Annotated in this window: 17 protein-coding genes; 8 read left to right on the forward strand and 9 right to left on the reverse strand. The window is 66.7% G+C overall.

Annotated elements, in window-relative coordinates:
• Positions 1-3: 3 nt before the first annotated feature.
• Both RR42_RS04770 and RR42_RS04775 read left to right on the forward strand, forming a co-directional pair.
• Complete coding sequence (locus RR42_RS04770) at positions 4-390, forward strand: methylglyoxal synthase (RefSeq protein WP_043344563.1); 387 nt, start codon at positions 4-6, stop codon at positions 388-390.
• Between the two features lie 79 nt (positions 391-469).
• Positions 470-1,444 (forward strand): quinone oxidoreductase family protein, encoded by a 975-nt coding sequence (locus tag RR42_RS04775; RefSeq protein WP_043344564.1) that lies wholly within the window; start codon positions 470-472, stop codon positions 1,442-1,444.
• Positions 1,445-1,475: 31 nt separating this feature from the next.
• On the opposite strand, the gene RR42_RS04780 is transcribed toward RR42_RS04775, so the two are convergent.
• The 7 genes from RR42_RS04780 to RR42_RS39460 all read right to left on the reverse strand — a co-directional run bounded on the left by RR42_RS04780 (position 1,476) and on the right by RR42_RS39460 (position 8,848).
• Positions 1,476-1,769: a YkvA family protein gene (locus RR42_RS04780; protein ID WP_043344566.1), complete on the reverse strand. Its 294-nt coding sequence runs from the start codon at positions 1,767-1,769 to the stop codon at positions 1,476-1,478.
• Between the two features lie 243 nt (positions 1,770-2,012).
• Positions 2,013-3,158 (reverse strand): BMP family ABC transporter substrate-binding protein, encoded by a 1,146-nt coding sequence (locus RR42_RS04785; RefSeq protein ID WP_043344567.1) that lies wholly within the window; start codon positions 3,156-3,158, stop codon positions 2,013-2,015.
• Between the two features lie 182 nt (positions 3,159-3,340).
• On the reverse strand, positions 3,341-4,261 hold the full coding sequence (locus RR42_RS04790) for an ABC transporter permease (protein WP_043344569.1): 921 nt from the start codon (positions 4,259-4,261) through the stop codon (positions 3,341-3,343).
• 16 nt (positions 4,262-4,277) lie between these two features.
• A complete protein-coding gene (locus tag RR42_RS04795) occupies positions 4,278-5,378 on the reverse strand; it encodes an ABC transporter permease (protein WP_043344571.1) in 1,101 nt (366 codons plus the stop codon).
• Complete coding sequence (locus tag RR42_RS04800; protein ID WP_043344573.1) at positions 5,371-6,960, reverse strand: ABC transporter ATP-binding protein; 1,590 nt, start codon at positions 6,958-6,960, stop codon at positions 5,371-5,373. The genes RR42_RS04795 and RR42_RS04800 overlap by 8 nt, the downstream gene beginning before the upstream one ends.
• 432 nt (positions 6,961-7,392) lie before the next feature.
• Positions 7,393-8,331: a pirin family protein gene (locus RR42_RS04805; protein WP_043344575.1), complete on the reverse strand. Its 939-nt coding sequence runs from the start codon at positions 8,329-8,331 to the stop codon at positions 7,393-7,395.
• A 148-nt stretch (positions 8,332-8,479) separates the two neighbouring features.
• Positions 8,480-8,848 (reverse strand): hypothetical protein, encoded by a 369-nt coding sequence (locus RR42_RS39460; RefSeq protein ID WP_144409740.1) that lies wholly within the window; start codon positions 8,846-8,848, stop codon positions 8,480-8,482.
• A 188-nt stretch (positions 8,849-9,036) separates the two neighbouring features.
• Between RR42_RS39460 and RR42_RS04810 the strand changes: the two genes are divergently transcribed.
• The 4 genes from RR42_RS04810 to RR42_RS04825 all read left to right on the forward strand — a co-directional run bounded on the left by RR42_RS04810 (position 9,037) and on the right by RR42_RS04825 (position 12,571).
• Positions 9,037-9,753 (forward strand): ABC transporter permease, encoded by a 717-nt coding sequence (locus RR42_RS04810; protein ID WP_043344577.1) that lies wholly within the window; start codon positions 9,037-9,039, stop codon positions 9,751-9,753.
• A gap of 97 nt (positions 9,754-9,850) precedes the next feature.
• Positions 9,851-10,735 carry a glycine betaine ABC transporter substrate-binding protein gene (locus RR42_RS04815; RefSeq protein WP_236702032.1) on the forward strand — a complete coding sequence of 295 codons (885 nt, stop codon included), beginning with the start codon at positions 9,851-9,853 and terminating at the stop codon, positions 10,733-10,735.
• Positions 10,736-10,745: 10 nt separating this feature from the next.
• Positions 10,746-11,393, forward strand: a complete 648-nt coding sequence (locus RR42_RS04820) for an ABC transporter permease (RefSeq protein ID WP_043344580.1) — start codon at positions 10,746-10,748, stop codon at positions 11,391-11,393.
• A 2-nt stretch (positions 11,394-11,395) separates the two neighbouring features.
• Positions 11,396-12,571, forward strand: coding sequence for a betaine/proline/choline family ABC transporter ATP-binding protein (locus RR42_RS04825; RefSeq protein WP_043344582.1), 1,176 nt, complete (start codon positions 11,396-11,398; stop codon positions 12,569-12,571).
• A gap of 86 nt (positions 12,572-12,657) precedes the next feature.
• Here the strand turns inward: RR42_RS04825 and RR42_RS04830 are convergent, their stop codons facing one another.
• Positions 12,658-14,235 (reverse strand): aldehyde dehydrogenase (NADP(+)), encoded by a 1,578-nt coding sequence (locus RR42_RS04830; RefSeq protein ID WP_043344585.1) that lies wholly within the window; start codon positions 14,233-14,235, stop codon positions 12,658-12,660.
• Between the two features lie 211 nt (positions 14,236-14,446).
• Positions 14,447-15,193, reverse strand: coding sequence for a FadR/GntR family transcriptional regulator (locus tag RR42_RS04835; protein WP_043344587.1), 747 nt, complete (start codon positions 15,191-15,193; stop codon positions 14,447-14,449).
• 228 nt (positions 15,194-15,421) lie between these two features.
• On the opposite strand from RR42_RS04835, the gene gudD reads away from it, so the two are divergent.
• Positions 15,422-16,780, forward strand: a complete 1,359-nt coding sequence (gudD, locus tag RR42_RS04840; RefSeq protein ID WP_043344589.1) for a glucarate dehydratase — start codon at positions 15,422-15,424, stop codon at positions 16,778-16,780.
• A 142-nt stretch (positions 16,781-16,922) separates the two neighbouring features.
• Positions 16,923-17,876, forward strand: a complete 954-nt coding sequence (locus RR42_RS04845) for a Bug family tripartite tricarboxylate transporter substrate binding protein (protein ID WP_236702033.1) — start codon at positions 16,923-16,925, stop codon at positions 17,874-17,876.
• Positions 17,877-17,976: the final 100 nt, after the last annotated feature.

Here is a 17,976-nt window from a genome sequence, read left to right on the forward strand (position 1 = left end):
CCGATGACTCCCCCTCGTATTGCGCTGATTGCGCACGACCACAAGAAAGATGACATCGTGGCTTTTGCTGGCCGCCATCGCGATTTCCTGTCCCGTTGCGAACTGCTGGCCACCGGTACCACGGGCGGCCGCCTGAGCGACGAAATCGGCCTGACGGTGACGCGCATGCTCTCCGGCCCCTGGGGCGGCGACCTGCAGATCGGCGCGCAACTGGCCGAAGGCCGCGTGGGCGTGGTGATTTTCCTGCGCGACCCCATGACGCCGCAACCGCACGAGCCCGATATCAATGCCCTGGTGCGCGCCTGCGACGTGCACAACGTGCCCTGTGCCACCAATGTGGCCACCGCGGATCTGCTGATTGCGGAGCTGCGGCGGATGTACCCGGAGTAAGCCGCGTCGGGCTGATGCACTTCGGCATCAAGACGTACCAATACATACCAACACGCAGCAACTGGAAAAGGAGCGAGACATGAGCAAGGCCATCCGCATTTTCGAGACCGGCGGCCCGGAGGTGATGCAGTGGGTCGACGTCGAGGTGGGGGATCCCGGCCCCGGTGAGGTGCGCGTGCGGCACGAGGCGGTCGGCCTCAACTACATCGACGTGTATTTCCGCACCGGGCTGTACAAGCAGCCGCTGCCGGCTGGCCTCGGCATGGAAGGCGCCGGCGTGGTGGAGGCGGTTGGCGCGGGCGTGGGGCACCTGAGCGTGGGCGACCGTGTTGCTTATGCCGGCCGTCCCACTGGCGCCTATGCGCAGGTGCGGGTCATGCCGGCCGATATCGTGGTGCGCCTGCCGGACGCCATCTCGTTCGAGCAGGGCGCGGCGATGATGCTGCAGGGCCTGACCACGCAGTACCTGCTGCGCGACAGCTATCGCGTGCAGGCAGGAGACACCGTGCTGCTGCACGCCGCCGCGGGTGGCGTTGGCCTGATCGCCAGCCAATGGCTCAAGGCGCTGGGCGCCACCGTGATCGGTACCGCCGGCAGCGAGGAAAAAGCCGCGCTGGCGCGCGCGCATGGGTGCGACTACACCATCGTCTACACGCGTGAATCCTTCGTCGACAAGGTCAAGGAAATCACCGGCGGCAAGGGCGTCGCCGCGGTCTACGACTCGGTTGGCAAGGATACCTTCAACGGCTCGCTGGATTGCCTGAAGCCGCGCGGCACCATGGTGGTGTTCGGCAATGCATCCGGCCCGGTGCCGCCGTTCGATCTGTCCGTGCTGGGCAACAAGGGTTCGCTGCGCATCACGCGGCCAACGCTGATGACCTATGTGGTCCATCGCGAATTGCTGGAGCCGATGGCGGCCGAGTTGTTCGAGATGGTGACCAGCGGCCGGGTGAAGATTGAAGTCCGCCAACGCTACGCGCTGGCGGATGTGGCGCAGGCGCATCGCGACCTGGAAGGCCGCAAGACCACTGGCACGACCGTGCTGCTGCCCTGAAGCGCAAGCCTGGTGCGAACCGCCGGCCCGTTTAGCGGGCTCGCACCGTCTGGGCGCCGGCGCGCGCCTCGGCCTGCCGCAACACGTGCGCGGGCAGGCGCCTGAGGATGAAGTGCACCGCCAGCGGGATCAGCACCACATCGTCCATCAGGCCAAGGCCGGGGATGAAGTCGGGAATCAGGTCAATGGGCGAAATGGCATACAGCACCAGGCCTAGCGCGGCCGGCTTCAACCAGCGTGGGGCGTCGGGATGGCGAAGCGCGTACCACAGCAGGCGGCCGTCGCGGCGCACCAGGGTCCACAGTGCCGAGAATCGTTTCCACATGAGGGGCCTCCTTCACTTTCCACAAATGCCAAGCGGCGCGGGCGATGGCGCCACTCGCAGATAGCTTGGGCCAATCTTCGGCGCTTCAAGTTCCGCGGGGCGTTCAGGTGGGGGAGGGGTGACCCGAACGACATCCGGTGACGGACGTGCAGGGCAGGTGGCGGGGCGCGAGAAGCACCACGCCATCGTGCCGGCAGCGCTGCGAGCGCAGGCTGCCGGCAACCGCTAAACCGGCGCTGGTGATCAGCCCGGGATCTTGCCTTCCACGCCTTCGACGTAGAACTTGACGCCGTGCAGGAAGCCGTCGTCGGCTGCCTGGTCCTTGGCCAGCTGTTCCTTGCCGGTGTTGTCCTTGAGCGGACCCTTCCAGATCGGAGCCGAGCCGTCGGCGATGCCCTTCTTGCGCTCTTCCACCAGTGCCTTCACGTCATCCGGCACCACGGCGTTGAAGCCCTTCAGGTCGATCATGCCTTCCTTGACGCCCCACCACGTGGTGCCGTTCTTCCACTGGTTAGCCAGCACGTCGCCGACCACCTTGTTGTAGTAGACGCCCCACGAGATCACCGAGGCGGCCAGGTGGGCCTTCTCGCCGAACTTGCTCATGTCGCTGTCCCAGCCGAATGCGTACACGCCCTTTTCCTGTGCGGTCTGCACGACGGCGGCGGAGTCGGTGTTCTGCATCAGCATGTCCACGCCCTGGCCGATCAGCGTGGTAGCGGCTTCGCGCTCCTTGCCCGGATCAAACCACTTGTTCACCCACACCACCTTGACGGTGGCCTTGGGGTTGACGCTGCGCGCACCGATGGTGAACGAGTCGATGTTGCGGATCACCTCGGGGATGGGCACCGACGCCACCACGCCCATCTTGCCGGTCTTGCTCATCTTGCCGGCGACCACACCAGCCAGGTATGCGCCTTCATAGGTGCGCACGTCGTACTGGGCCAGGTTGTCGGCGGTCTTGAAGCCGGTGGCGTGCTCGAACTTCACGTCCGGGAATTCCTTGGCGACCTTGAGCATCGATTCCATGTAACCGAAGCTGGTGCCGAAGATGACCTTGTTGCCTTGCCCGGCGAGATCGCGGAACACGCGCTCGGCATCGGCGGCGGATTCGGGCACGTTCTCGACGAAGGACGTCTTCACCTTGTCGCCGTATTTTTCTTCCACGGCCTTGCGGCCGGCATCATGGGCGTAGGTCCAGCCGGCATCGCCGACCGGGCCGATGTAGACGAAGGCGACCTTGAGCGGCTCGGCCTTTTGCTCGGCGGCGGGAGCGGAGGCCGGAGCCGCGCTTTCCGCCGGCTTTTCGGCTTCTTTCTTGCCGCAGCCCGCGAGAGCCAGCACGGCGGTGGCAGCCAGTGCGGCGAGGGTTTTCCTGCGCGTGACGATCATGATTTCTCCTTGAAATGACCGGGGTACTGAGTACCGATGTTTTGATTAAGGTTGCAACTGTGGCTCTGAGCTACGAGGGGTTGAAGCCTGAAGTCTCTGACGGACTTTATAAAAGCAAAAACAAAAACAGAAAGCGCGGCGCTGCCCAGCGCGGCGCCGGGCAGGCACGGCCACAGCATCGGTCAGGCGGCACCCGGGCGGAACGGCTTGCCCAGCGAGGCCGGCATGTTCAGACGGATCCACGCTGGGTTGCGCGAGATCAGCGCCAGCACGACGATGGTCGCGGCATAGGGCAGCATCGACAGGATCTGCGACGGCACCGATACACCAATGCCCTGCAGGTAGAACTGCAGGATGGTGACGCCGCCGAACAGCCAGGCTCCGGCCCAGACGCGGCCCGGGCGCCAGGTGGCGAAGGTGGTCAGCGCCAGCGCGATCCAGCCACGGCCGGCCACCAGGTTTTCCACCCACATCGGCGTGTACACCAGCGACAGGTAGGCGCCGGCCAGCCCGCAGCAGGCGCCGCCGAACAACAGCGCGCCAAAGCGGATCAGGCGCACCGGATAGCCCAGCGCATGCGCGGATTCCGGCGATTCGCCGATCGCGCGCAGCGTCAGCCCCGCGCGCGTGCGAAACAGGAACCACATGATGGCGCCGCACAGGAACAGGCTGAAATACACCATCCAGTGCTGCTGGAAGAAGGCCGGCCCGAAGAACGGAATATCGGCCAGCCAGGGAATCGACTTGGCCTGCGACGGCATCGCAAAGCCAACAAAGCGCTGGCCCATGAATGCCGACAGCCCGGTGCCGAAGATCGACAGCGCCAGGCCGGTGGCGACCTGGTTGGTGGCCAGCACCAGCGCCAGCCACGAGAACAGCGTGGCCATCAGCATGCCAGCCAGCGCGCCGGCGGCAAAGCCGATCAGCGGCGACTGGGTCTGGTAGCCGACCATGAAGCCGAACGCGGCGGCGACCAGCATCATGCCTTCGGCGCCCAGGTTGAGCACGCCGGCGCGTTCGTTGATGAGCAAGCCAAGCGCCGCCAGTAGCAACGGCGTGCCGGCGTTGATCGCGGTGGCGATAAGAGGGGCGAGTTGTTCCATGTCTTGGGGGTTCCGCTCAGGCGGCCTTGGCGCGCCAGCGCAGGCGGTTGTCGATCAGCGTATCGCTGGCCAGCAGGAAGAACAGCAGCATGCCCTGGAACACCGAGCCCAGCGCCGAAGGCAGGCCCAGGCGCGACTGAGCCATTTCGCCGCCGATATAGAACAGCGACATGACGATGCCGCCGAACACGGTGCCCACCGGATGCAGGCGGCCCACGAAGGCCACGATGATCGCGGTGAAGCCGTAGCCGGGCGAGATCGAGGGCAGTAACTGGCCGATCGGGCCCGTGACTTCGAACGCGCCCGCCAGGCCGGCGGTGCCGCCGGAGATCATCAGTGCGCTCCACAGTGAACGGCGCGCCGAGAAGCCGGCATAGCGCGCCGCCGCCGGGGCGGTGCCGCCCACCTGCAGGCGGTAGCCCGCGAAGCTGCGGAAGATGAAAACGGTCATCAGCACCACCAGCACCAGCATCACCACAAAGCCCGCGTGCAGGCGCGAGCCCGACATCAGGTTGGGCAGCAGGAACTCGGAGGAGAACACCTTGGACTGCGGGAAGTTCATGCCGTTGGGATCCTTCAGCGGCCCATTGACCACGTACAGCATCAACTGCTGCGCGATATAGGTCAGCATCAGTGACACCAGGATCTCGTTGGCGTTGAACTTGTCCTTGAGCGCGGCGGTGAGCGATGCCCAGAACATGCCGCCGGCCACGCCGGCCAGCGAGGCCAGCACCAGCACCACGGTGCCGTTCACGCCATGGCCCGGCACATCGAAGTACAAGACGGTGGCGCCGGCGAAGATGCCGCCGACGATGAGCTGGCCATCCGCGCCGATGTTCCAGATATTGGCGCGATAGCACACGGAAAGCCCGAGCGCGCACAGTACCAGCGGCACGGTCTTGAGCAGCACTTCGCCGATGGCGCGGCGGTCTTTGAGCGGGTCGATCAGGAACACCTTGAGCGCGGCCACCGGATCCTTGCCGAGCAGCAGGAACAGCAGCGCGCCGAAGGCCAGCGTCAAGGCCAGCGCGATGAAGGGCGAGGCATAGGCCATGCGGCGCGAGGGCAACCCGCGCGGTGCCAGCGACAGTGGCGAGCGAGGGAGGAAATCAGCCATGGTGCACGGCCTCCTCTTGTTCGCGCCGGCCGCCTGGCCCGCCTTCCCAAAGACCGCTCATCCACAGGCCCACCTGCTCTCGCGTGGCGTCCCGCGTTGGAATCGACGGCGACAACCGGCCCTTGGCAATCACGTGCAGGCGATCGCAGATGGCGAACAGTTCGTCCAGTTCTTCCGACACCACCAGCAATGCGCAGCCGGTGGCCTTGAGCGCCAGCAGCTCGTTGTGGATCTGCGCCGCGGCGCCCACATCCACGCCCCAGGTCGGCTGGGCCACGATCAGTACCTTCGGGCCGCTTTCGATCTCGCGGCCGACGATGAATTTCTGCAGGTTGCCGCCCGACAGGCTCTTGGCCAGCGCGTGGGGCCCGCTGGCCTTCACGCGCAAGCGCGCGATCACGGCCTGCGCCAGGCCTGCGGCGGCCTTGGGCGAAATCATGCCGCGCTGCACATAGGGCGCGGACTGGTGCGAAAGCAGGATATTCGCGGCCAGGCTCATGCCCGGCACGGCGCCACGGCCGAGGCGTTCCTCGGGCACGAAGGCCAGCCCGGCACGGCGCCGCTGGCGCGCGTCCAGCTTGCCCACCGGTTTGTTGTCCAGCGTGATGGCATCGCGCGCGGCGCGCACATCCTCGCCCGACAGCGCCGCCAGCAATTCCTGCTGGCCGTTGCCGGACACGCCGGCGATGCCAACGATCTCGCCGGCGCGCAGGTCCAGCGAAATGCCGGCAAGTTCCGTCGCGAACGCATGCGAGCGCGGCAGCGAGAGTTCGCGCACCGCCAGCCGGCAGACGCCAGGCTCGGTCTGCACGCGTGCCTCGCGCGGCGGCTCGCCGCCGATCATCAGGCGCGACAGCGAGGCCGCGCTTTCCTGGCGCGGATCGCACACGCCGGTGACTCGGCCCATGCGCATCACGGTGGCGCTATGGCAAAGCTCGCGGATCTCGTCGAGCTTGTGGCTGATGTAGAGGATGCTGGTGCCTTCCGCCGCCAGCTGGCGCAGCGTGATGAAGAGGGTTTGCACCGCTTGCGGCGTCAGCACGGAAGTCGGCTCGTCCAGGATCAGCAGTTGCGGCTTGGCCAACAGCGCCCGCACGATTTCCACGCGCTGGCGCTCGCCGACCGACAAGGTGTGCACATGGCGGTTCGGCTCCAGCGGCAGGCCATAGCGCAGGGCGGTTTCGCGGATCTGCTCGGCCAGCTGCTTCATATTGGTGCCCGCATGCGGGCTGCCGGCGGCCGTCTTGCTGCCCCGGGGCAGGCCAAGGGCTATGTTCTCGGCCACGGTCAGCGTGTCGAACAGCGAAAAATGCTGGAACACCATCGCGATGCCCAGGTTCCGTGCGTCGTGCGGATTGTGGATCGCGGCGCGCGCACCGTTGAAGTGCATGTCGCCGGCATCCGGCTTGACCGCGCCAAAGATGATTTTCATCAGGGTGGACTTGCCGGCGCCGTTCTCGCCGAGCACGGCGTGGATTTCGCCGGGGGCGACGACGAGGGACACGTCGTCGTTGGCGGTCACGCCGGGGTAGCGCTTGCTGATATGGGCAAGCGCCAGCCTTGGGGTTGTGCTTAAGGTCACTGAGGCGGCTCGAGTTGTTATGGCAGCAACGTGGATCAATGTTCGTTATGTATCGGGCAGCACCTGCTGCAGTGCGTGGGGCAGGATCGCCGTTACGCATTGCAGCAACCATCATTGGGCGGTGATGCCGTTTATTAACCGTGGATTATATAAGTGTGTGGGGTTCGGACGACCTGGCCAGGCCAGTTTTCTCGGCCCCACAACGGATACAAGCAGGTTGCAAGTCGCATGCCGGGCATTTTCGGCGGCTGCGTGGAAGGCCGGGCCGCCGAGGGCGGCCAGCATGGCCGATTTGCGCGAAACTGGCGTGCAGTTTGCGAAAAGCGTGGGGGAGTCGCGAAGGGAGAGGGCCGGGGCCGGGGCCGGGGCCGGGCGCCCCGGGCAATGCCGGAATGGGGCAGCGCAATGCCGCCCCAGATGGCTCACAGCTTGTCAGGCGCCGTTGCTGAGCGCGATCTGGTTGAAGCGGCCTTCGCGGAAATCGGCCAGGGTCTGGTAGATCTCCTCCTGGGTGTTCATCACGAACGGCCCATACTGCACGATCGGCTCGCCCAGCGGCTTGCCCGCGATCAGCAGGAAGCGCGCATCGGCCGTGGCCGTGACATTGACCCCGTCAGCGCCGGCGGCGTTGTCCAGCACACCCATGCGCTGCGCTTCCAGCACGGCGGCGTTGCTGCCCGCGCCAACCGCGATCTCGCCGCGATAGGTGTACAGGAAGGCGTTATGCCCTTGCGGCAGCGCTTGCGAGAAGGTCTGCCCCGCCGGCAGCGAGACGTCCAGGTAGAGCGGCTCCGTGACCGGGCGCGTGACCGCGCCAGCCACCCCGTGCGAGGCGCCCGCCAGCACGCGCACGGTGGCGCCGCCCGGCAGCGCTACCGTGGGCACGGCGGCGGCCGGCAGGTCCCGGTACCAGGGCGCCGTCATCTTGTCCGCGGCGGGCAGGTTCAGCCACAACTGGAAGCCTTCCATGCGGCCGTCTTCCTGCTCGGGCATCTCCGAGTGCACCACGCCGGCGCCGGCCACCATCCACTGGGCGCCGCCGTTTTCCAGCAGGCCCTCGTTGCCGGCGCTGTCGCGATGGCGCATGCGGCCGGCCAGCATATAGGTGATGGTCTCGAAGCCGCGGTGCGGGTGGTCGGGGAAGCCGCCAATATAGTCGTCGCGGCTATCGGTGCCAAACGCGTCCAGCATCAGGAACGGGTCCAGGCGGCGCTGCAGGTTCTGCGTGAGCACGCGGGTGAGCTTGACACCGGCGCCGTCCGAGGTGGCGATGCCGCGCACCACGCGGTCGACCGCGCGTGAGCGCTGCACGGTTTCCGTGGCGGTGGCCGGGACGGTGGGGGTGGTAGGGCTGGCCGTGTGTTGTTCCATGATCGATCTCCTGTTGGTTGGGGGGGGCGGCAATGGCGCGCGGCCCCGATGGCTACCCTCGTAATTTAAGGGTTTGGGCCAGAACCGGTAGAGGCCAACCGGGCAAAAGATTGTTCTGCCCATGGTACGGCTGGTCCCTCGACGCGCCTCAATTCTGGAACAACGCGAGTGGCGCCGGGATACCGGGCGAAGCCTGATAAATACGGCCGGAATACGGGCGGAAAGTGGCGCGAAAGCGCGGAGAAGGCGTGATGATGACAAGATCGCTGTAATTGGGTATAATAGCGCTCTCGTTGTCATCCGATGCCGCATAATCAAATTGAGTGGGCAGGGCCCGGCAGGCGCTTCTGAGTGCCGCCACAACCCCTTGCTTGCCCAAGCGTGGCACCGGCCGATTGATCCGGCGGCGCGTCGGAACCACCAAATTTGCGCTGCCACTGGCCTCCCGTTCCTGCATCTTGCAGCGGGTTGCGCCGCTTCCGGGACTCCCGCCCTTACCGGCACGGTGTCCCTTCAATTGGGTTTCCCGCTCTCCAGCGTGAAACCCGGCGTCCGTCCACCGGCTCATCTGCCGGTCATGGCGGGCAAGGCAATCTAGTCAGGGCCGGCGGGCCCCCATTTGCACCCGCCTGAGCCCACTTTGTTCGTCCGTCAATCCGGATGTGGTTTCTCGTGCCCACATCTGGCATGCGGACAGAGGGGAATATGTCCAAGCAATCCGTACAGGCGCTGGCCTGGGGATGTCTCACGCTCGCTGCGCTGGCCGCTCTGATCACCTGGATTGGCGTGGATGTCATCCTGCAATATCAGGACCGCCTGTGGTACGACGTTGCCGACCACCTGCGCCTGGTGGCGTGGTCGATGGCGCTGGCGCTGGTCACTGGCATCCCGGCTGGCATCGGCCTGAGCCGCCCTTGCATGCGCCGCTGGGCCGACCGCCTGATGCAGGTCTTCAATATCGGCAACACCGTGCCATCGCTGGCGGTGCTGGCGCTGGCCCTGGCCGTGCTCGGCATTGGCGAGCGTCCCGCCATCCTGGCGCTGTGGCTGGCTTCGCTGCTGCCGATCGTGCGCAATACCTGCGAGGGCTTGCTCGGCGTTTCCCCGGCACTGACCGAGGCCGCGCGCGGCCTTGGCATGACCGCCATGCAGCGCCTGTTCCGGGTCGAGCTGCCCAACGCGCTGCCGGTGATCCTGGCGGGCGTGCGCATCAGCCTGGTGATCAATGTCGGCACGGTGCCGCTGTCCTTCCTGATCGGCGCCAACAGCCTGGGCGAATTGATTTTTCCCGGCATCTACCTGAACAACCAGCCCCTGCTGTTGCTGGGCGCCGCGGCCACAGCGCTGCTGGCGCTCGCCCTCGATGGCCTGTTTGCCGCTGCCGGTTATTGCTACCTGCGCCGCCGCGGGCTGGCACGCTAAGGCGCGCAGGGGCGCACCGAACATGAAGGAGAACCCGATGCATTTCATCACAAGCGTGCTGGCCCGCGCGGGCCACGCGGCCCGTGGCCAGGCACGCATGCTTGCGAGCCTCGCCGTGCTTGCCGCAGTGGCGGCCATGGCGCTGCCGGCGCACGCCGATACCGTTCGCGTAGGCGGCAAGAATTTCACCGAACAGCTGATCCTGTCGTCGATGACAACGCAGTACCTGCAGGCCAAAGGCTTCACCACCGAGCTCACCGCCGGCCTGGGCAGCACGCTGATGCGCCAGGCCATGGAAAGCGGCCAGCTCGACGTGGTGTGGGACTACACCGGCACGGCGCTGATCGTGTTCAACAAGGTCGAGGAAAAGCTCGGCGCCGACGAGAGCTACGAGCGCGTCAAGACGCTTGACGCCGCGCGCGGCCTGATCTGGCTCGACGCCTCCGGCATCAACAACACCTATGCGCTGGCGATGCCGAGAAAGCGTGCCGAAGCCGCTGGCGTGACCACGTTGTCGGCCTTCGCCGAGAAGATGCGCGCCGCCGGCGAGGGCACCGCCCATCCGTTCGCGGTCGACATGGAGTTCGCCGCGCGTCCCGACGGGCTGGAACCGCTCAAGGGGCTCTACAAGCTGCCGTTCTCGCGCCGCGACGTGATCCAGCTCGATCCCGGCCTGGTCTACACCGCGCTGAAGAACGACCAGGTCGAACTGGGGCTGGTCTACACCACCGATGGCCGCGTCAAGGGCTTCGACCTGGTGCTGCTGGAAGACGACCAGCACTTCTTCCCCGCCTATAACGCGGTGCCCGTGGTGCGCAAGGCAACGCTGGATGCGCATCCCGAGCTCGCGGGCCTGCTCAACGCGCTGGCGGTCCAGCTCGACAACGCGGCCATGACCGCGATGAACTACAAGGTCGATATCGACCAGCAGCCGGTCGACAAGGTGGCGCAGGAATTCCTGCGCGACCGCGGCCTGATCTGAGGACGGCCGCATGGACTTGCTGACTTACCTACAACACAGCTGGCCGACGCTGCTCAAGCTCACCGGCCAGCACCTGGCGCTGGTGGGTTCCTCGGTGGGCCTGGCGATCGTCGTCGGCGTGCCGCTGGGCATCCTGTGCGCACGCTTCCGCTTTCTCGCCACGCCACTGCTGACGCTGGCCACCATCGTGCTGACCCTGCCGTCGATCGCGCTGTTCGGGCTGATGATCCCGATCTTCGCGCGCTTTGGCCACGCGCTGGGCTACGTGCCGGCGGTGACCGCGGTGTTCCTGTATTCGCTGCTGCCGATCATGCGCAATACCTGCGTGGCGCTGGCCAATGTCGACGACGGCATCCAGGAAGCCGGGCGCGGCATCGGCATGACCACCTGGCAGCGCATGCGGCTGGTGGATCTGCCGCTGGCCGTGCCCGTCATCCTCGGCGGCGTGCGTACCGCCGTGGTGATGAATATCGGCGTGGCCACCATTGCCGCCATCATCGGCGCGGGTGGCCTCGGGGTGCTGATCCTGCAAGCGATCAGCCAGAGCAATATGAGCAAGCTGGCGATCGGCGCGGTGCTGGTCAGCGTGCTCGCCATCGTGGCCGATGCCTGCCTGCAGTGGTTGCAGCGGGTGCTGACACCGAAAGGAATTCGCTGAACATGATTGAACTCGACCAACTCACCAAGACCTTCAGGCAAAAAGACGGCGCCGAAGTGCGCGCCGTCGATGCTGTTTCGCTCACGGTGCCCAAGGGCGAGATCTGCGTCTTCCTCGGCCCCTCGGGCTGCGGCAAGACCACCACGCTCAAGATGATCAACCGTTTGATCCAGCCGAGCTCCGGCCGCGTGCTGATCGACGGCGAGGACACCTCCCGCGTGGACGAAGTCACGCTGCGCCGCAAGATCGGCTACGTGATCCAGCAGATCGGCCTGTTCCCCAACATGACCATCGAGGAGAACATCATGGTGGTGCCGCGCCTGCTGGGCTGGGACAAGAAGCGCAGCCGCGAGCGCGCGCGCGAGCTGATGTCGATGGTGCAGCTCGATCCCGGCAAGATGCTCACCCGCTATCCGCGCGAACTCTCGGGCGGGCAGCAGCAGCGCATCGGCGTGATCCGCGCGCTGGCGGCGGATGCGCCCGTGCTGCTGATGGACGAGCCGTTCGGCGCGGTGGACCCGATCAACCGGGAGAGCATCCAGAACGAGTTCTTCCTGATGCAGCGCCAGCTCGGCAAGACCGTGATCATGGTCTCGCACGACATCGACGAGGCCATCAAGCTGGGCGACCGCGTGGCCGTGTTCCGCGGCGGCAAGCTGGTGCAGTTCGATCATCCCGATGCACTGCTGGCACGTCCGGCCGACGATTTCGTGCAAGCCTTCATCGGCCACGACAACACGCTCAAGCGCCTGCTGCTGGTGCGCGCCGGCGACGCCGCCACCATGGCGCAAACCTGCAGCTCCGGCATGCCGTTGGCGCAGGCGTTCGCCATCATGGACGAGGCCGACGTGCGTCACCTGCCGGTGGTGGACGACGCGCAGCGCGCGCTGGGCTACGTCACGCGGCGCGATGCGCGCGCCGGGCGGGGCGTGTGCGCGGATGCAATGCGGCCATTCATGGCGACCGCCGCGTTCGACGAGCACCTGCGCATCGTGCTCTCGCGCATGTACCAGCACAACACCAGCTGGCTGCCGGTGGTCGATGCCGATGGCGTCTACCTGGGCGAGGTCACGCAGGAGTCGATCGCCGACTATCTCAGCTCGGGCCGCTCGCGCGGGAATGCGCCGGTGATCCAGCCGCCGCAGGCGCCGGCTGCCATCGAGCGCAATGCCGCGTAATGTCGCGTAATACTCAGCTAGCGCGATAGAAAAAGGGCCGGAAATTCCGGCCCTTTTTCCATGCTTGCGCGCGGGATCAATCGGGATCAGTCGCGGGCCAGTTGCCCGTCGGTGAGGCGCCACACCTTCAGCGGGTTGCCATCCTGCAGCGCAGGCGGCAGCAGTTCCGCCGGCACGTTCTGGTAGCACACCGGGCGCAGGAAGCGCTCGATGGCGCTGGCGCCGACCGAGGTGGCGCGCGTGTCGGACGTGGCGGGGAACGGGCCGCCGTGCACCATGGCGTACGATACTTCCACGCCCGTCGGATAGCCGTTGAACAGCACGCGCCCGGCCTTGCGCTCGAGCACGGTCAGCAGGCTGCCTGCCTCGGCACGATCCCCCGCATCCGCTTGCACGGTGGCGGTCAGTTGGCCTTCCAGGCGGCGCGCTACCGCCAGCATCTCCTCGTGGTCACGGCATACGACCAGTACCGAGGATGGGCCAAACACTTCGGCTTCCATGCGGTGGTCCGCAAGAAAACGCTCCGCCGTGGTTTCGAACAGCGCGGGGCGGGCCTGGTTGGGGCCGCTGGCGGTCTGGCCACTGCCGATGCGGCGCAGCCCTTCGATATCGCTGAGCTGGGCCACGCCGTTGTCGTAAGCCTGGCTGATTCCGGGCGTCAGCATGGTCGCCGCCGCTTTTTCCGCCAACGCTGCAATCGCGCCCTGGCGGAACACGTCCAGCGCCGGGCTTTCCACTGCCAGCAGCAGGCCCGGGTTGGTGCAGAACTGGCCTACGCCCATCACCAGCGAATCCACCAGATTGCGCGCGATTTGCGCGCCGCGGGCGGCCAGGGCCGCGGGCAGCAGGAACACGGGGTTGATGCTGCTCATTTCCGCATAGACGGGGATCGGCTGGGGACGGCTGTTGGCCGTCTGCACCAGCGCCAGGCCGCCGCTGCGCGAGCCGGTGAAGCCCACTGCCTGGATCGACGGATGCGCGACCAGGGCCGTGCCCACGGCAACGCCCGCGCCCACCAGCAGCGAGAACACGCCTTCGGGCAGGCCGGCATCGGCCACGGCCTTCTGGATCACGCGCCCGACCAGCTCGGAGGTGCCGAGGTGGGCAGAGTGCGCCTTGACGACGACCGGGCAGCCGGCCGCCAGCGCGGATGCGGTATCGCCGCCGGCTACCGAAAACGCGAGCGGGAAATTGCTGGCGCCGAACACCGCCACCGGGCCGACCGCGATCTTCTGCAAGCGCAGGTCGGGGCGTGGCGGCGTGCGCTCCGGCAGGGCGGAGTCGAGTGTGGCGGATTGCCAGCGGCCATCGCGCAGCACGCTGGCGAACAGGCGTAGCTGGCCGGCGGTGCGGGCGCGCTCGCCCTGCAGACGCGCAACAGGCAATGCGCTCTCGGCGTGGGCGCGCTCGATCAGCGTATCGCCCAGGGCTTCCAGGCCGCTGGCGATCGATTCCAGGAACCTGGCGCGGGTCTCCGGCGAGGTGTTGCGGTAGGTGTCGAACGCGGCCTCGGCCAGTGCGCAGGCGCGCTCGGCCTCGGCGGCGCCGCCGCCATGGAACTCCGGTGCCAGGACTTCACCCGTGGCCGGGTTGGTGGCGTGGAGGATCTTGGTAGTGCCGCGCACTGCGCTGGCGCCGATCAGCATTTCGCCGGTAATGGTCATTAGCGTTTCCTGCCTTTCAACTGCAATCAAGTGGGAGCGCGCCATAGCTTGCGCTTGGGGCGGCTTGCATGTGGTCCCGGGCCGACACGCGGGACGCATAAACGGGGATATAGCTTCGCCGCGCTTTATTGTAAGACATCCTACAACATAGGGCGCTGGTTGGGCAAGCAGGAAATCCCGGACGCCGCCGGGATGCGCCGGCAGCCCGGCCCTAGCCGGCTTCCACCGCCGCCGACGCCTTGCGCAGGCGCTCGCGGCTGTTGGTCAGGTGCATGCGCATGGCGGCCTTGGCGCCTTCGGGGTCGCGCCGCTCAATGGCGTCAAAGATGTTCTCGTGCTCGATATTGACGCGCTCAAGGTACTGCTCACGCTCCTGCGCGCTGACATGCAGCCGGCTGCGCGGGATCACCATGGTGCCGAGGTGGCCCATGATGTCCGTGAAGTAGCGGTTGCCGGTGGCGCGCGCGATCAGCAGGTGGAACTCGAAATCGGCACTGACGGAATCCTCGCCGCCCGCCGCCGTGCGCTTGAGCTCATCGAGCGCGCCACGCATTGCCGTCAGTTGCTCATCGCTGCGCCGCGACGCTGCCAGGCTGGCCGCCTCGGCTTCCAGGCTGACGCGCAATTCCAGCATGGCCAGCACGTCCATGGCAGTGCCCATGGTGGCGGGATCAATGCGAAAGGGCGAGCCGTTCTCGGCGCTGCGCGCCAGCACGAAGGTGCCGATGCCGTGGCGGGTTTCCACCAGCCCGCTGGCCTGCAGCCGCGACAGCGCTTCGCGCACCACGGTGCGGCTGACGCCGAGCGCGGCCATGATCTCGGACTCGGTCGGCAGTTTGTCGCCCGGCTTGAGCTGGCCTTGCTGGATGCGTTCGCTCAGGTTGCTCACCGCCTCTTCGGCAAGCGTGCGGCCGCGGCGCCGCAGCGGGGGAGTGGAGGCAAACATCGGGTTTGACATGGTGATGGGCTGGGACTTGACCGGATCGCAATGCCCTCATTATACTGCGTCGTAAGTTATATGACGACCGATAACAGGTGTCTCCCGTTGCATAGGCTGTCGCCGTCGCGCCGGGAGCTGGCAAGCACCGCACACAAGGATCCGGCAGCAGCCGGCGCATCCAGACCGAGACAACCCGCAAGGGCCGGCAGCCAACGCGGCGAGCCGCTCTTCCTGCTGGAGTTCAACATGACCCAATTATCCCTTTGCGCCGCGCCCACGGCAGGCACGCCCGTGATCACCGAGCTGACCGTAGTGCCGGTGGCCGGCCACGACAGCATGCTGATGAACCTGTCCGGGGCGCACGGTCCGTTCTTCACCCGCAATATCGTCATCCTGAAAGACAGCGCGGGCAATACAGGCGTAGGCGAGGTGCCCGGCGGCGAAGCGATCCGCCAGACACTGGAGGATGCGCGCGAACTCCTCGCCGGCCAGTCGATCGGCAACCACCAGGCGCTGCTCAATCGCGTGCGCACCGCCTTTGCCAGCCGCGACGCGGGTGGGCGTGGCCTGCAGACCTTCGACCTGCGCATCGCCATCCATGCGGTCACCGCGCTCGAGGCGGCGCTGCTCGACCTGCTGGGCAAGCATCTGGGCGTGCCGGTGGCCGCGCTGTTGGGTGAAGGCCAGCAGCGCGATGCCGTGGAGATGCTGGGCTACCTGTTCTATATCGGGGACCGTAACCGCACCACGCTCGGCTACCGCAGCGAGCCCGAGGCGGACAACGACTGGTTCCGAGTGCGCAACGAAGCCGCGATGAATGCCGAGGGCGTGGTACGCCTGGCGCAAGCTGCCTATGAGCGCTATGGCTTCAACGATTTCAAGCTCAAGGGCGGCGTGCTGCGCGGTGACGAAGAGATGGAAGCCATCCTCGCGCTCGCCGAGCGCTTTCCCAAGGCGCGCATCACGCTGGATCCCAACGGCGCATGGTCGCTGGCCGAAGCCGTGCGCCTGTGTCGCGACAAGCATGGCGTGCTGGCCTATGCCGAAGATCCTTGCGGCGCGCAAGAGGGCTACTCGGGCCGCGAGATCATGGCCGAGTTCCGTACTGCCACCGGCCTGCCCACCGCCACCAACATGGTCGCGACCGACTGGCGCCAGATGGGCCACGCGGTGCGCCTGCAATCGGTGGACATCCCGCTGGCCGATCCGCATTTCTGGACCATGCAGGGCTCGGTGCGGGTGGCGCAGATGTGCGCCGAGTGGGGCCTGACATGGGGCTCGCACTCGAACAATCACTTCGATATTTCACTGGCGATGTTCACCCACGTGGCCGCCGCCGCGCCGGGCCGCGTCACCGCCATCGACACCCACTGGATCTGGCAGGACGGCGAGCGCCTGACCAAGGCGCCACTGAAGATCGAGAACGGCAAGGTGGCCGTGCCGACGGAGCCGGGCCTGGGCGTGGAGCTCGATATGGAGCAACTCGCGCTGGCGCACGAGCGCTACAAGAACATGGGCCTGGGTGCGCGCGACGACGCCGTGGCCATGCAATTCCTGATCCCAGGCTGGACCTTCGACAACAAGGCGCCCTGCATGGTCCGGTGAGCCGCATCCGCGGCCCTCGCACGAATACGAGCAAACCACCAAGAACGAGGAGACAACCATGAACAAATTCCATGGCCGGCCGGCCGCCGCAGGCACGCTTGCCGCACCCGCGCGGCGCAAGTTCGGCCGGCTTGCCGCGGGCATGACCGCGCTCGCCGCCGCGCTCGCCGTGACCGGCGCCGCAGCCGCCTCGCCGGCATGGCCCCAGAAGGCCGTCGCCGTGGTGGTGCCGTTTCCTGCGGGCGGCTCCACCGATACCATTGCGCGCATGCTGGCGGTGCCGCTTAATGAAAAGCTGGGCCAGCCGTTCGTGATCGACAATCGCCCCGGCGCTACCGGGGCCATCGGCGCGACCATGGTCAAGCGTGCGCCTGCCGATGGCTACACCTTGCTGGTGGCGTCGATCGGCGTCTATGCCGTGAACCCGTTCCTGCAAAAGAACCTGGGCTATGACCCGGCCAAGGACTTCGACCTGCTGACGGTGGCCGTGCGCGCCCCCAACGTGCTGGTCACCAAGCCGGATTTCCCTGCGAAGAACTTGCAGGAGCTGGTCGCCTACATGAAGAAGAATCCGGGCAAGGTGGCGTTCGCCAGCTCCGGCGCAGGTTCGTCGGACCATTTGACGGCCGCGCTGTTCTGGCAAAAGTCCGGCACCGACGGCCTCCACGTTCCCTACAAGGGTGGGGCGCCGGCCATCTCCGACCTGCTCGCCGGCCAGGTGGACGTCTCGTTCCAGAACGTCAACGCGGTGCTGCAGCATATCCGCAGCGGCAAGCTCAAGGCGCTGGCGGTGACCGGCGACAAGCGCTCGGCGGTGCTGCCGAACGTGCCCACCATGGCGGAGGGCGGCGTGAAGGACGTGGACGTGTATTCGTGGCAAGCCGTGGCCGCGCCGCGCGGGCTGCCGAAGGACGTCAAGGTGAGACTGCATGCCGCGCTGGTCGGTGCGCTCAACGAGCCGCAGATGCGACAGAAGCTGGCCGAGAACGGCTTCGAGGTGGTTGCCAATACGCCGGAGCAGTTCGAGCAGTTCGAGAAGCAGGAACTCCAGCGCTGGAAGGGCGTGATCGAGGCGGGCAAGATCAGCATCGATTAAGCACGCGGCATCCGCGCAAGCATTGCTCTTTGCCCCGCCCGTGTGCGGGGCGTTTTTATTGGGTGCGCCGGGATTCGGGCGCGGGCCGTTGCGACCTGAT

It is taken from the genome of Cupriavidus basilensis (assembly GCF_000832305.1).
Lineage (GTDB): Bacteria > Pseudomonadota > Gammaproteobacteria > Burkholderiales > Burkholderiaceae > Cupriavidus > Cupriavidus basilensis_F.